This window comes from Pseudomonas sp. H26/SER47-MNA-CIBAN-0231 (assembly GCF_040310465.1).
Lineage (GTDB): Bacteria > Pseudomonadota > Gammaproteobacteria > Pseudomonadales > Pseudomonadaceae > Aquipseudomonas > Aquipseudomonas atacamensis.
Map to the genome: position 1 here is coordinate 63,083 of NZ_JBEOPW010000009.1, position 14,255 is coordinate 77,337.

The 14,255-nt window shown below is 60.4% G+C and carries 14 protein-coding genes; 13 read left to right on the forward strand and 1 reads right to left on the reverse strand.

Going from position 1 to position 14,255, the window contains the following annotated elements; translation table 11 throughout:
- Genes AAEZ10_RS15645 through AAEZ10_RS15665 form a run of 5 tightly spaced genes read left to right on the forward strand, consistent with a single transcriptional unit; the run spans position 1 to position 6,264 of the window.
- On the forward strand, positions 1 to 1,308 hold the full coding sequence (locus AAEZ10_RS15645; protein ID WP_350569954.1) for an O-antigen ligase family protein: 1,308 nt from the start codon (positions 1 to 3) through the stop codon (positions 1,306 to 1,308).
- On the forward strand, positions 1,302 to 2,231 hold the full coding sequence (locus tag AAEZ10_RS15650; RefSeq protein WP_110646538.1) for a glycosyltransferase family 2 protein: 930 nt from the start codon (positions 1,302 to 1,304) through the stop codon (positions 2,229 to 2,231). The genes AAEZ10_RS15645 and AAEZ10_RS15650 overlap by 7 nt, the downstream gene beginning before the upstream one ends.
- A gap of 17 nt (positions 2,232 to 2,248) precedes the next feature.
- Positions 2,249 to 3,667, forward strand: coding sequence for an oligosaccharide flippase family protein (locus AAEZ10_RS15655; RefSeq protein ID WP_350569956.1), 1,419 nt, complete (start codon positions 2,249 to 2,251; stop codon positions 3,665 to 3,667).
- Positions 3,668 to 3,698: 31 nt separating this feature from the next.
- The gene (galE, locus tag AAEZ10_RS15660) at positions 3,699 to 4,754 is read left to right on the forward strand and encodes a UDP-glucose 4-epimerase GalE (protein WP_350569958.1); all 1,056 of its coding nucleotides are present in this window, start codon (positions 3,699 to 3,701) and stop codon (positions 4,752 to 4,754) included.
- 31 nt (positions 4,755 to 4,785) lie between these two features.
- A complete protein-coding gene (locus AAEZ10_RS15665) occupies positions 4,786 to 6,264 on the forward strand; it encodes a family 16 glycosylhydrolase (RefSeq protein WP_110646535.1) in 1,479 nt (492 codons plus the stop codon).
- A 185-nt stretch (positions 6,265 to 6,449) separates the two neighbouring features.
- Here the strand turns inward: AAEZ10_RS15665 and AAEZ10_RS15670 are convergent, their stop codons facing one another.
- Complete coding sequence (locus tag AAEZ10_RS15670; protein WP_016774554.1) at positions 6,450 to 6,764, reverse strand: hypothetical protein; 315 nt, start codon at positions 6,762 to 6,764, stop codon at positions 6,450 to 6,452.
- Positions 6,765 to 7,084: 320 nt separating this feature from the next.
- Between AAEZ10_RS15670 and cyoA the strand changes: the two genes are divergently transcribed.
- From cyoA to AAEZ10_RS15710, 8 genes are read left to right on the forward strand one after another with little or no spacing between them, the layout of a single operon-like run.
- On the forward strand, positions 7,085 to 8,014 hold the full coding sequence (gene cyoA, locus AAEZ10_RS15675; RefSeq protein WP_016774553.1) for a ubiquinol oxidase subunit II: 930 nt from the start codon (positions 7,085 to 7,087) through the stop codon (positions 8,012 to 8,014).
- 3 nt (positions 8,015 to 8,017) lie between these two features.
- Complete coding sequence (cyoB, locus tag AAEZ10_RS15680) at positions 8,018 to 9,991, forward strand: cytochrome o ubiquinol oxidase subunit I (RefSeq protein WP_039760284.1); 1,974 nt, start codon at positions 8,018 to 8,020, stop codon at positions 9,989 to 9,991.
- 2 nt (positions 9,992 to 9,993) lie between these two features.
- Positions 9,994 to 10,608 (forward strand): cytochrome o ubiquinol oxidase subunit III, encoded by a 615-nt coding sequence (locus AAEZ10_RS15685; RefSeq protein WP_130929946.1) that lies wholly within the window; start codon positions 9,994 to 9,996, stop codon positions 10,606 to 10,608.
- 1 nt (position 10,609) lies between these two features.
- Complete coding sequence (gene cyoD, locus AAEZ10_RS15690) at positions 10,610 to 10,948, forward strand: cytochrome o ubiquinol oxidase subunit IV (protein ID WP_016774550.1); 339 nt, start codon at positions 10,610 to 10,612, stop codon at positions 10,946 to 10,948.
- Positions 10,906 to 11,931: a heme o synthase gene (gene cyoE / locus AAEZ10_RS15695; protein ID WP_350569962.1), complete on the forward strand. Its 1,026-nt coding sequence runs from the start codon at positions 10,906 to 10,908 to the stop codon at positions 11,929 to 11,931. The genes cyoD and cyoE overlap by 43 nt, the downstream gene beginning before the upstream one ends.
- Positions 11,924 to 12,184: a metallothionein gene (locus tag AAEZ10_RS15700; protein ID WP_122704539.1), complete on the forward strand. Its 261-nt coding sequence runs from the start codon at positions 11,924 to 11,926 to the stop codon at positions 12,182 to 12,184. The genes cyoE and AAEZ10_RS15700 overlap by 8 nt, the downstream gene beginning before the upstream one ends.
- Positions 12,181 to 13,365, forward strand: coding sequence for an MFS transporter (locus AAEZ10_RS15705; protein WP_350569964.1), 1,185 nt, complete (start codon positions 12,181 to 12,183; stop codon positions 13,363 to 13,365). Before AAEZ10_RS15700 ends, AAEZ10_RS15705 begins: the two co-directional genes overlap by 4 nt.
- A 27-nt stretch (positions 13,366 to 13,392) precedes the next feature.
- Entirely contained in the window at positions 13,393 to 14,067 is a 675-nt protein-coding gene (locus tag AAEZ10_RS15710) for a polysaccharide lyase family 7 protein (RefSeq protein ID WP_071172297.1), read from the forward strand.
- Positions 14,068 to 14,255: the final 188 nt, after the last annotated feature.

Genomic DNA, 14,255 nt, shown 5'->3' on the forward strand with positions numbered 1-14,255 from the left:
ATGAACCGCCTGCAAGTGCGTTATTCGACGCTGGCCGATGCCTTCACCCTATTCGGTGTGCTGTTCTATACGCAAGTGATCGGCTTCTTTTTGCGCCTGGGCAATGTGAGCACGCTGGACGATGCCCAGCAGGATCTGGAAGGCAATCTGGCCAATCAAGTCTGCGGTTTGCTGACCTTGCTGGTGCCGCTGTTTTTCTTCATCCGGCACAAGGTGTTCCTCAGCAAGAGTTTCTACCGGCAGAACCTGTTCTTGCTGTTGTTTCTCGGCTGCGTGGCGGCGTCGATCAGTTGGTCGAGCGAGCCGATGCTCAGCTTCAAGCGTTTCATTGCGCTGCTCAGCGTGGTGTTCTTTGCCGGTTTTATCGCTTGGCGCTACAGCATCGAGCGGATCGCTTTTCTGTTCGGCTGCGTGATCGGTGCAGCGGCACTAGTCGGGTTGATCTTCGCCGTGATTCGCCCGGACATCGCCTTCATTTCCGGCGGCATCCGTGACGGTGCGTTTCGCGGGGTGTTCGCGGAAAAGAATGCCGGTGCACGCCTGAACGCTATTGCGATCCTGTTGCTGCTGCCGATGATCCGCCAGCGCAACCCAATGGCCATGCTCTACGGCCTGTTCGCGCTAATTGCCATTGGCCTGGCGCAGTCAGCCACGGCGATTGCGCTGATCGTCGCCGGCACCGCCAGTTACGCCTACTTCATCACGCTGATCCGCTTGCGCATCAACCGCTCACTGTTGGCGTTCACAGCGGCGACGCTGGTGTTCTTCCTTCTGTGTGGCGTGCTCTACGCCAACTACGCGATGCTGCTGGAACTGGTTGGCCGTGACCCGTCGCTGACCGACCGCACGCTGATCTGGGAGCTGTTGCAGCCGCTGATCGATGCGCAATTTCTCAAGGGCTACGGTTTCGGCGCGTTCTGGGCCAGTGCCGATGCCGATGCGTTCATCACGCGGTGGGGCTACATCGGCAATGCCCACAGCGGCTACGTCGAAACCCTGCTCAACGGCGGTTTGATCCAGTTGATCGCCCTGCTGCTGATGTTTGCCCAGACCCTGAGCAAGCGCTATCGCGCAATCACCGCAGATCAGTCCGCGCGCTATCAGGCCTGTGCGCTGGTGATCATCGGCCTGTTCGTCGTTACCAATTACGTCGCCTACGTGATCCCAAACTATCGCTCGGGTGAGTTCCTGATCTTCTGCGTGCTCAGCCTGACCTTCCGCCACCACCTCGTCGCCCGTCCGCAGCCGCTGCCAGCGGCGAATGCTCGGCCAATGCGCGGCACTTTCCGGGAGCAACGCCCATGCTGAATGATCCCTCCGCCGTCACCGTGTGCGTGGTGATTCCGCTGTACAACGCCGCCGCCAGCATCCAACGCACACTGGACTCGGTGTGCGCACAGACCCGCCTGCCGGACAAAGTCATTGTCGTCGATGATGGTTCCAGTGATGCCGGTCCAGAGATCGTCAAGCACTACGCCGCGCCCTTGCCCATCGTGCTGTTGCAGCAGCCCAACCAAGGCCCGGCGAGTGCGCGCAATCACGGCGTGTTCAGCGCCGAAGAAACCTTTATCGCCTTCCTCGATGCCGATGACCGCTGGCATCCGGAAAAACTGCAAAAACAACTGGCGCTGCACGCGGAGTTGACCCGACAGGGACGCAAAGTCGGCTTGATCGATTGCTTTCAGATGAGCGAATTCAGCGACGGCAAACGCCAATTGGAGGACCGCTGCAAACACGGCGAGCACTTTGCCGACTTCATGCGCGAGAACATCATCAACGGCACCTCCGGCGTACTCGCCCTGCGCGAGATCATCGTCGCCATTGGCGGCTTCGATCAGAGCCTGCGTTTTGCTGAGGATCGCCTGCTGTGGACGCGCATCGCGGAAATCAGCGAGATCCACAGCGTGCCGCAGATCCTCCACTGGCGCGCCGTCAACGCCGCCAACATCACCGCGCAACCGCACAAGTATTACCCGCACAAACTGCGCTTCATCCAGCTGTACCTGGCGCGTTACGGCACCCGGCTGAACAAACAGCAACGGATCTATTTCGTCCTCGCCAACCACGTGGAATTTCTCAATGCGTTTTCCCGGCGCGGCGATCATCGACGGGTTATCGAGGTGTTCCGGCAGATGCTCGGGCATTCGTGGCAGACGCTGTTCTTCTTCCAGGGCAAACCGACCCTGCGCTACCTCTACGCCTGCTTGAAAAGCCTGGGCAACAGCCGCTGAATTACAGGGATCGCGCCATGGCCAACCGTCGCCTGATGACCCTCGTATGGATTTTCACCGAGAAGTTCGGCCTGATCTTTCTGTCGATGATTACCTTCGTCGTCTACGCGCATCTGCTGACGCCGACGGAGCTGGGCATTGGCACGCTGATCATCGCCGTGGTCGAAGTGGTCGGCATTCTATTCTCGTCGATGCTGGAAGATCCGCTGGTGCGCCTGCAACGTGTCGAGGACAAACACATCAGCAGCGTGTTCTGGTTTGCCGTGCTGGTCAGTCTGTTGTCGATTGCTTTGATTTCGCTGGCAGTGGTGCTGTATACGCCGTCCACCGCGCTGCGCTGGATGACCGCTGTGGCCTCGGTGAAAATCCTTTTCACCCTGATGGCGCGGGTGTATGTGGCGCAAATGCGCCGCAGCGGCAATTTCAAGTTGCTGGCCTCGCGTACCTTGCTCGGCAAAGTCGCGGGCGGTGTCGGCGGTGTGGCTGTGGCGATGCTGGGTTTCGGCCCGTGGGCGGTGGTTGCCCAGGCGCTGATCATGGACAGCGTTTCCACACTGGTACTGATGCGCAGCGAGCGTCGGCGCATTCCCTTCCTTATCGACCGCCAGGTGCTAGGCGAACTGCTGCGCGCCGGTCTCCCCGTCTGCGTCAACGTGATGAGTTCGCAAACCCTGCAACGCGGCGTCAACCTGATTCTCGGCCTGACTGCCGGGGCGCATGCGGTGGGCATGTTCAACCTGGCCATGCGCATCATCGACCTGCCGCGCTCGGCGATCTACAACGGCTTGATGAGTTACGCCCTGCCGGTGTTCGCCCGGCGCAGTGCCGAACCGGCGCGGCTGATCGGGATGATTGGCGATTCCACGGCGATCAGCGGCTTCGTGCTGACACCGCTGTTCTGCGGCATCGCCCTGACCGCCGAGGACATCATCCTGCTGATCTTCGGCGCGAAATGGGCCGATGCGATTCCCTTGCTGCAAGTGCTCGCCTGCACGGCGGCGCTGGGCAACCTGGCGCTGTATGCAACCACTGCGCTGGTGGCGGTCAACCGCACGCATTTGACCCTCAAGGCGGAAGTCGCCACCACCTTGCTCGCGCTGGTGCTGGTGTATCTGCTCGGCGCGAGCTACGGCGGCATGGCGGCGGCGCTGGCTTTGCTGCTGCGCATGCTGCTGATCACGCCGTTGCAGGTACGCGGCCTGCACGCCGCGATCGGTTACGACTGGCGCAGCTTCTTTCAGTCCGGTTACCGCAGCCTGCTTGCCTCTCTCGTGATGGTCGTCGTGGTGATGTGGGCGTCGCGGCAAACCGGCCTGTCCGGCTACGCGCACCTGGCCGGCGATATTGCCATCGGCGCGCTGACCTATGCCTTGGCCTACAGCCTGCTGCACCCGCGCTGGCCGCAAGAATTCAAGTTGGTGTTTACCGCCCACTGAGCTGCATTTCCTCGCAATGGAGCACGTCGTCATGCGCAAAACCACGTTGATCACGGGCGGTGCCGGCTACATCGGTTCGCACACGGCATTGCAACTGATCGGATCCGGACACTCGGTACTGATCCTCGACAACCTGTGCAACAGCAGCCGCGAAGCAGTCGCACGGCTGGAGCTGTTGAGTCACTCGCACGTCGATTTCATCGAGGGCGATATCCGCGACGCCGCGCTGCTGGACGAGATTTTCAGCACCTACGCGATTGATGCAGTGCTGCATTTCGCCGGCCTCAAAGCCGTTGCGCAGAGCGTGCGCCGGCCGCTGGATTACTACGCCAACAATGTCGTTGGCACCCTGAGCCTGTGTCAGGCGATGGCCCGCGCCCACGTGTTCAATCTGGTGTTCAGTTCCTCGGCCACCGTCTATGGCGAGCCGAGCGTGATGCCGATCGTGGAATCGCATGGCACCGGCAAACCGGCTAACCCGTACGGGCGCTCGAAGCTGGTGATCGAAGAACTGCTCAGCGACCTCGCCCTCGCGGATGCGCGCTGGAGCATCGCTGTGCTGCGTTACTTCAACCCGATCGGCGCGCACCAGAGCGGGCTGATCGGCGAAGCGCCCAACGGTCGGCCGAACAATCTGCTGCCGTGCCTGACCGAGGTTGCCAGCGGCCAGCGCGCTGCGTTGACTGTTTACGGCAACGACTATCCAACCGTCGACGGCACCTGTATTCGCGACTACATCCATGTGCTGGATCTGGCCGAAGGTCATCTCAAGGCGCTACAGGTTTTGCAGGACGATGAACATGGCCTGCACGTGTGGAATCTCGGCACCGGCAGCGGCTACAGCGTCTTGCAGATCATCAGCGCCTTCGAAGACGTCACCGGCCTGCGCATTCCCTACCGCTTCGCCCCGCGCCGCGCCGGTGATGTCGCCGAGTGCCGCGCCGATGCGAGCAAGGCCGGGCGCGAACTGGGCTGGCGGGCGGAGCGCGAGCTCACGCAAATGCTCATCGACAGCTGGCGCTGGCAGACCAACAACCCCTGGGGCTACCGCCCGCAACCGGCGCCGCTGCTGGCGGTGGGCACGTAATAACGGGGCAAATCCACGTTAGGGACGACTCATGAACAGATCACGCTGCTTGCTGTTGGTTTTGCTGCTGCTGAGCGCTGGCGCCAACGCCAATATTCCACGACCGGTGGCTGACGGACTGGTGCTGTGGCTGGACGGCAATGATCCGGCCTCGATGACGCTGGAGGGACAAAATCAGGTCGTGCGCTGGCTGGATAAATCCGGCAAGGGCAATGACGTGGTCGTCGACAACCGCGCGGCGACGACTTTGCCCACACGCGTCGATGGCGCCGTCAACGGCCACGGCGTGGTGCGCTTCAGCGGCACGGCGGCGTTCATGGGCCAGACGATCCGCACAAGCAAAGGGCCGGTGACGGTGTTCGTTGTCTCGCGGCGTCTGCCCGAGCAAGCCGGCGGCAAGGCCTGGCAGCGCCTGTTCAGCTCGCGGCCGCAACTGGCGGATAACGATAACGTCGCGCCGAACTTCGGCATCAGCGTGCAGCAGACCAGCGCGTACGAGCCGGCGCTGGCGTTGCTGGAAACCACTGACGTGCCGATCGGCCCGTTTGCGGTGGCGCGCAATGTGGTGGGCACCTCGGAAATCCTCCGCGGTGACATCGCCGAAGTACTGGTTTATGACCGCCCATTCAGCAGCCAGGAAGAACGCCGCAACGTGTTCGAATATCTGGCGCAAAAGTGGGCGGTCGCCATTCCGCAACAGGTCGATGCCTGGACTCGCGTCGGTCCGCTAGGCCCGACCCCGACGCACGTTACGCCCGACCTGCCGTTATCGGACCAGGCCAATGCCGGCGGTTGGAAACGCGATACGCGGCTGTCCGACGAATTCAACGGCAGCGCCCTCGATGCCGAACGCTGGCACGTCAACAACGCCACCGGCACCGATTCCCTCGGGCGCAAACCGGCGCTGTTTTTGCCGGAGAACGCCAAGCTCGGCAACGGCAATCTGAACATCACTTTCCGCAAGCAGACCTTGCCGGAAAAATACGTCGCACTGGGCTACAAGGACTACAGCTCGGCGATGGTGCGAACCAACGAACGGGGGATGTACGGCTATTACGAAGCCCGGGCGAAACCGATGAACTCTGCCGGTTCCAGTGCCTTCTGGCTGGCCTGGACGGGGCTGCCGGACAACGCCACGGAAATCGATATCTTCGAAATCGGCGGCAAGACCCGAAACGAAGCCTTTGATCGCCGGTACAACATGAACGCGCATGTCTGGGCCAGACCGCAGAATGATCAACACTTGAGTTCCGGCAGTACCTGGGTCGCACCGTGGCGGCTGGCCAATACCTTTCACGTCTACGGCTTTGACTGGCAACCCGAGACTTTGCGCTGGTACGTCGACGGCGTGCTGGTGCGAGAGGCGAAAAACAACTACTGGCATTTCCCGATGCAAATCGTCTTCGACAGCGAAGCGATGTGGGACTGGTTCGGCGTGGTCGACGATGCTGACCTGCCGTCGGTGTTTCGCATCGATTACGTCAGGGTCTGGACGCGCTCAGAGCAATAAGTCAGCGCTCAGCGGTTACGGACCAGCGCCTGCATCTCCCCCCTGGCCTGCGTGCAGCTCCTGCGGCGTGCCGCCCTGCACGATCTCGCCGTCCTCCAGCGCCATCCCTCCCCCTCGATACCCGCACCCCCCAAAACCGCTCGGAAAGGTTGGAGCGCGCCAAGCCAACTGTGCGTTGCACACGCTCACTCATTCTCGTGACCGTGCGCATCGGCACAGGACAATCGTCCGGACTCGCCGCCGGCAATTCGTTCTGCCTGATCGATGCCACGTTTGAGCGCGTCCTCGACTTCCCACTCCACGCCGGGCAATTTCCTGATGCGCTCGTAGGCGCATTCGCCGGTCGCGGTGTAAACGCTGATGAACATTTCGACGTCGCCATCATCGGCTTCCCGTGCCCGTACCTCGATATGACAGCCGTTTTCAACCTCTTCGGTATGGCACTTTTCCGCCTTTTCCGTCGCCTTCCATTTGTTGTAGGTTTCGCCGCGTTTGAACATGTCGTACTCCTGAACTCAACTCGCTCACATCAAAGATCTTTCCTTTGGCGGAATAATTCCACGGACTGCCAAGAGGCATTTTCAGCATAGCGCGTTGATTCGCGCCCGCCGTTTCGCTAGTTCAACCGTTCGTCAGCTTGCGTAACATTCTGTAAAACCAACGCCGGAATGCTCATTCAAAAAGTTCGTGGCCCAGGCGAGCTCAAGTACAACTCGTTATTCAGCCCAGTGTGATTAGCCGGTACAGAAACAGGGTTTTCTGTCCATGGCCAACTGTTGCCCGAAGAAAACAAGGATCGATATAAAGAACAGGAGCATGTATGAAGCGAACAATCAGCTATTGCCTGGTCTATCTCGCTACCAGCGTTCTGCTCGCCGGTTGCAATCTGGTGGTGTTCAACCCCAAGGGCGATGTTGCCCGCGATGAACGCGACCTGATCATTCTCGCCACGGGCCTGATGCTGTTGGTGGTGATCCCGGTCATCGTCATGACCTTCCTGTTCGCCTATCGCTACCGCGCGACCAACAAGAAGGCCCGTTATTCGCCGCGTTGGGCCAGTTCGCACAAGATCGAAGCGGTGGTCTGGGGCGTGCCGTTCCTGATTATTTGCGTACTCGGCTGGGTGACCTGGGAAACCACCCATGCACTCGATCCCTATCGCCCGTTGGACTCCGACGTGCCGCACCTCAATGTGCAAGTGGTGGCAACGGACTGGAAATGGCTGTTCATTTACCCCGATCTGGGTATTGCCTCGGTCAATGAACTGGCGATACCGGTGAATACGCCGGTAAGTTTCACCGTCACTTCCGACGCGGCCATGACTTCATTCTTTATTCCGGCACTCGGTGGGCAGATATATGCCATGGCCGGCATGCAGACCAAGTTGCATTTGATCGCCAATGAAATCGGCCAGTATCGCGGGATTGCTGCGAACTATAACGGCCACGGTTTTTCCGACATGCACTTCAGCACCCTGGCACTCAGTGGCGCGGATTACGAAGCGTGGGTCAACAAAGTCAAAGCGGCGCCCGGGCAACTTGATCAAGCCAGTTACGCGGAATTAGCCAAGCCCTCCGTCGCGCACAAGATCACTTATTACTCGGCTGTGCAGGAGCGACTGTTTCTCGACATCGTCGACAAGTACGAAGGAATGAACAAAGCACCGCGCAAGAAGGAAACCCAGGTGCAAAGCAACAGCGACGATGTGCGCGTCAATCAACAACCGAGTCTGCTGGCCGAGGAGCGTTAAATCATGTTCGGGAAACTTTCATGGGACGCGGTTCCATTGCACGAGCCGATTGTCATGTACACCCTGGCTATCGTCGGCCTGATGGGTTTTGCCCTGGTCGGTACCGTCACCTGGAAGCGCAAGTGGGGCTACCTGTGGCGCGAGTGGTTCACTTCGGTGGATCACAAGAAAATCGGCTGCATGTACATCATCGTCGCGCTGGTCATGCTGCTGCGCGGTTTCTCCGACGCGATCATGATGCGCACCCAGCAGGCCATGGCTTCGAGCGGCGGCCCGGGTTATCTGCCGCCGGAACACTACGACCAGATCTTCACCGCCCACGGCGTGATCATGATTTTCTTCATGGCCATGCCGTTCGTAGTCGGCCTGATGAACATCGTCGTGCCACTGCAGATCGGCGCCCGCGACGTCGCCTACCCGTTCCTCAATGCGCTGAGTTTCTGGCTGTTCGTGGTTGGCGCGGCACTGGTGAACATCTCGCTGGGCGTTGGTGAGTTTGCCCGCACCGGCTGGGTCGCCTACCCGCCCCTGTCCGAGCTCGGCTACAGCCCCGGAGTCGGGGTGGATTACTACATCTGGTCATTACAGATATCCGGCATAGGGACGCTGTTAACCGGGGTTAACTTCTTCGTGACCATCCTGAAGATGCGCACCGAAGGCATGACCCTGTTCAAGATGCCGGTGTTCACCTGGAACGCACTGTGCACCTCGATCCTGATTCTCGCTGCGTTCCCGATCCTGACCGCCACCCTGTTGATGCTGACCCTCGATCGTTATCTGGGTATGCACTTCTTCACCAACGAGGCCGGCGGCAACCCGATGATGTACGTCAACCTCATCTGGGCGTGGGGGCATCCGGAGGTGTACATCCTGATTCTGCCGGCGTTCGGGATCTTCTCGGAGATCGCCGCGACCTTCAGCAGCAAGCGCCTGTTCGGCTATGTCTCGCTGGTGTGGGCGACGATTGCGATCACGATCCTGTCGTTCATCGTCTGGCTGCACCACTTCTTCACCATGGGCGCGGGGGCCAACGTCAACGCGTTCTTCGGCATCATGACGATGATCATTGCAGTGCCGACCGGGGTGAAGATCTTCACTTGGCTGTTCACCATGTATCGCGGCCGCGTGCGCTTCGAAACGCCGATGCTGTGGACGCTGGGCTTTATCGTCACGTTCAGTATCGGCGGCATGACCGGCGTGCTGCTGGCGGTGCCCGGGGCCGACTTCCTGCTGCACAACAGCCTGTTTCTGATCGCGCACTTCCATAACGTGATCATCGGCGGCGCCGTGTTCGGCTACATGGCCGGGCTGACTTACTGGTTCCCCAAGGCGTTCGGCTTCCGCCTCAACGACCGCCTCGGGCGCATTGCGTTCTGGTGCTGGCTGGTCGGTTTCTACTTCGCGTTCATGCCGTCTTACGTGCTCGGTTTCATGGGCATGACCCGGCGCCTGAACCATTTCGACAACCCTGCCTGGCAACCGTGGCTGCTGCTGGAACTGTTTGGCGTCGGCATCATTCTTTGTGGCGTGTCCGCGCAGGCGTTGCAGCTCTACGTAAGTATCCGCAACCGCGCGAAACTGCGCGACCTGACCGGCGACCCGTGGGACGGTCGCACGCTGGAATGGGCCACGGCCTCGCCGCCACCGTTCTATAACTTCGCCGAGCAACCGAAAGTCAACGATCTCGACGCCTATTGGGGCATGAAAGAGCGCGGCGTCAGCACCCTCAGTCACACCGACTACCGCGCCATTCACATGCCGCGCAACACCTCCGCCGGCCTGGTGATCAGTGTCTTCGCGCTGATCTGCAGCTTCGCCTTGGTGTGGCATATCTGGTGGCTGGCGATCTTCGGCTTGGTCGCTTCGGTGGTGGCGATGATCGTGCGCAGCTATGACGAAGACATCGACTATTTCGTCCCGGCGCAGGAAGTGGCGCGGATTGAAAAAGCGCGTCTCAAAGACTTGGCGGAGGCTTGAACATGTCCAACATCGTTCTGGATAAAGACATCGCGCACAGCCATGAACATGGCCACGAAGACGCGGGCTCGATGCGCATTTTCGGTTTCTGGATCTACCTGATGACCGACTGCATCCTGTTTGCGACGCTGTTCGCAGGCTATGCGGTACTGCGTGACAGCGTGGCTGGCGGGCCTTCGACCGTCGACATTTTCGAACTGCCCTACGTCCTTGCCGAAACCGCGTTGCTGCTGCTCAGCAGCATCACTTACGGCTACGCGATGCTGGCGATGAACCGCAATGACAAATCCCACGTGCTGCGCTGGCTTGGCGTCACCTTCGTGCTGGGTTGCGGCTTCATCGCCATGGAAATCAACGAATTCCATCATCTGATCGCAGAAGGCTACGGGCCGGATCGCAGCGGTTTCCTCACCGCGTTCTTCACCCTCGTCGGCACCCACGGCGCCCACGTGCTCAGTGGTCTGGTGTGGATGGCGGTGTTGATGCTGCAAGTGCGCAGCCGGGGCCTGACCAATACCAACACCACGCGCCTGAGTTGCCTGAGCCTGTTCTGGCACTTCCTCGATGTGGTGTGGATCTGCGTATTTACCGTGGTTTATCTGCTGGGGGTGGTGTGACATGTATAACCAGAGCCCGATTCATAGCAGTGCCGGCACCAGCCATGGCACCAGTCGTTCGTACATGGTCGGTTTCATCATTTCGGTGATTCTGACCGTCATTCCCTTTGGCCTGGTCATGTACCCGACGTTGCCACGCAGCGTCACCGCCTGGGTGGTGGTTGCACTTGGCGTGGTGCAGGTCTTCGCCCACCTCAAATATTTCCTGCATCTGGACACCGCCAAGGAGCAACGCTGGAACCTCAGAGCGCTGATCTTCTCGGTGGTGATCATTCTTCTGCTGGTGGGGCTTTCGCTATGGATCATGGACAGCATTCACCACAACATGCTGGCGCACTGAAGCAATGGCGGCTGTCGCTGAATGTCGGGCTGGAACTGACCAAGCCCGGCATCATCGTCGGCAATCTGGCTTCGGTGTTCGGCGGCTATCTGCTTGCCGCCGGTGGCCGCCCGGTGTCCCTGGCGCATTTATTGACCGCCCTGCTCGGCACCGCGCTGGTCATCGCTTGCGGTTGCGTGATCAACAACTGCGTCGACCGCGATATCGACCGGCGCATGGTGCGCACCTGTCATCGGGCGCTGGCCGTTCGCGCTGTGTCGTTGCCCAGTGCGTTTTGCTACGCGGCAGTGCTGGGTGTGATCGGCTTCGGTTTGCTGTGGGTCGGCACCACAGCACTGGCCTGCGCCATGGCGGCAGTCGGTCTGATCGTTTATGCGGGCGTTTATACCTGCCTGATGAAACGCCGTTCGCACTGGGGCACGCTGGTCGGCAGCCTGTCCGGGGCCATGCCGCCGGTGGTCGGTTATTGCGCCGTGACCGGCAGCTTCGATGCCACGGCGCTGATGCTCATCGTGGTGTTTTGCTGCTGGCAGATGCCCCACTCCCACGCGATCACCGTCATGCGCCATGAAGACTTTCGTGCCGCCGGATTGCCAACGTTGACGCTCAGACAGGCACGACGCGAGATCAACCTGTACATGGTCGCGTTCCTGATCAGCGCGGCGATATTGGGCTGGGTGGCAGCTATCAATGTTTCTTATCCGCTGGTGGTGCTCGGGCTGGGCGGCTACTGGTTTTATCTGACGTTGCGACCGGTGCGAAATGCCAATGCGAAAGTCTGGGCGCGGCGCATCTTCAGCGTGTCGATCCTGCTGATCCTGGCGCTGAATCTTTCACTGGCGTTGAACGCCGTACTGCCCTCGCCCTCTGCGCTCTACCGCTCATCGAGCGTGGGGGAAAATCATCAAACGCAGGTGCGTGGCGGGTTATCAGAATCGATAACGGCTTCAACACCAGACACCCTGGAGGAAACCCATGGCTAACGATCCTTCAACATCCGATTGCGCCTGCCCGGGCTGCACCTGCAAGTGCAGCGGTGAGCAAACCTTCGAACGCGACGGCAAGCAGTTTTGCAGTCAGGCCTGCGCCGATCTTCACCCGAAGGGCCAACCCTGCCCGTCCTCGGCCTGCCATTGCGAGCAGAACCTTGGCGCCGATGAGCGTAATGTCAGTGATTCGAAACTGGATCAGGCGGTCGAGGAAACCTTCCCTGCCAGCGATCCGATTTCACCGTGAGCCACAATCGACGCAGCCTCAATCTGGTCGCGGCAGCGTTCGCGCTGACCGCCTTGTCCTATGGCCTCGCGCGCTTCGCCTATGGACTGCTGCTGCCACAGATTCGTCAGGATCTGACGCTCAGCGTGACCGCTGCCGGATGGATCGGAGGCAGTGCGTTTGCGGCTTACTGTGTGGGCATCGTTGCGACGTTTGCCTGCAACGGCAAAGTCAGTCCGCGCGGGTTAACGGTAATGGCCGGCGCGGCGGCGGCGCTCGGGATGGGTTTGATTGTGCTCGCGTCGTCGGGATTGGCGTTGGGCTGCGGTGTGGCGCTGGCGGGATTGAGCACGGGTCTGACTTCGCCGCCATTGGCCAGTGCGGTGGCAGCGCGTCTTGATGATGCGGATCGCCCACGGGCCAATGGTTTTATCAATGCCGGGACAGCGGCGGGCATCGTTTTTTCCGGTTTGGCGGCGATATTGGCAGCCGGGCAATGGCGCCAGCTGTATGCCCTGTTTGCCTTGATCGGCATCGGCGTCACGATCTGGCTCTGGTTTGCGCTACCGCGCCGGGTCGAGCATTACGTCGCGCAGAACTTCTCGCTGGCAATGCTGCGTCGACCCGGCGTACTGCCTTTGTGCGCCAGTGCTTTCCTGATGGGCCTGGCGAGCACGGCGATCTGGACATTCGGTGCCGACATTCTGCGCAGCGAGGCTGGATTCAGTGATCGGTCGATCGCCTGGGCGTGGATCGTCCTGGGGGCGGCGGGAATCAGCGGATGCATGACGGGCGTGCTCACTGGCCGCTTCGGTGTCGCACGGATGCAGCATCTGGCGCTTGCCGGGATCGCCCTCGGGACATTGGGCCTTTCTGCCGCATCAGTTTCCGCCGGATCGGGCCTCGCCGCGATGTGCCTGTTTGGCGCGGCCTACATCGTTTCTTCAGGCGTTTATCTGCTGCAAGGCATTCGTTTGTTGCCGGACCGCCCGGACCTGGGACTGGGCATTCCGTTTCTGCTCCTGGCACTCGGCCAAACCGCCGGCACGCCGATTTTCGGCGCAGTGCTGGAGGCAACGGGCGTGACCTTTGCCCTGTGTGTTTTCGCGGCGGCCGCTTGCGCCGCCATGGTGCTGCGCCCAAGAGATGGTGAAAGTCCGCGCGGACAGATGTGCCAATCCACCGAAGGCTTGGGTCGCTAATGATTTTTATCGTCAGGAGTACAAACCATGGCCGTAAACATCAGCAATCTCACCCTCTCCACCCCGGTCCCCGTTTCGGCAACCAATCCGGTCGCACTTGAGCTCAACGGCGCCGAGGCCATTGCGCAGTTCCCCAGCATCGTCACGGTGCTGCCGGATGGATCGCTGCAACTGTCCGCGCCAACCAAAGGCGCCTCGAGCAAGAGCACTCACCGCACTCGCTGCGAATGGAAAGAATCCTTCTATTGGTCTCTGGCCAGCGCCGCTGACCACCTCAACTATCAGGAAATGACCGTGACCAAGGTCAACTCTGCGCAGAAAGTGGTTATCTCGCAGATGCATGTGAAAAACGACGACAGCCCTGCAATCAAAGTGTTCTGGCAGAAAGGCAACATCACCATGGGCTTCCGCCAGAGCTTCAACCAGCCCACCCCGGTCAACACCACGGTGCTCAAGGGCGTGCCGCTGGGGGCGAAGTTCAAGATCACCATTCGCGCCAATTCAGCCGGCGTGGCTCGAGTCACCGTTGACTACAACGGCGTTGTCGGTACATCAGGTGATTTGCAGCTCGACTCAACGTGGAATTCGCAGGTGTTCAATTTCCACGGCGGGGTCTACAACCAGATCGACTACACCGACGCCACGCCGCCAGAGGATGGCTCGATCTGCATCATCAGTGACTTGTTGATTTCGCATACTTAGGCGCTGAAACGAGCAAGGGCCTGCGTCAGCTTTCGCTGGCAGGCCCTTGTCAGAGCTGAGCTCGATGGTGGGTTTTCAGCCTCCTCTTCGACTTCGAAATTGCCTGCGTCCTAACGTCGCAGCCTTCGGCTATTGGCAAATCCTGCGCAAGCCGTAGAATCCCGCGCGCTCTTGCAATCGCGCGTCTG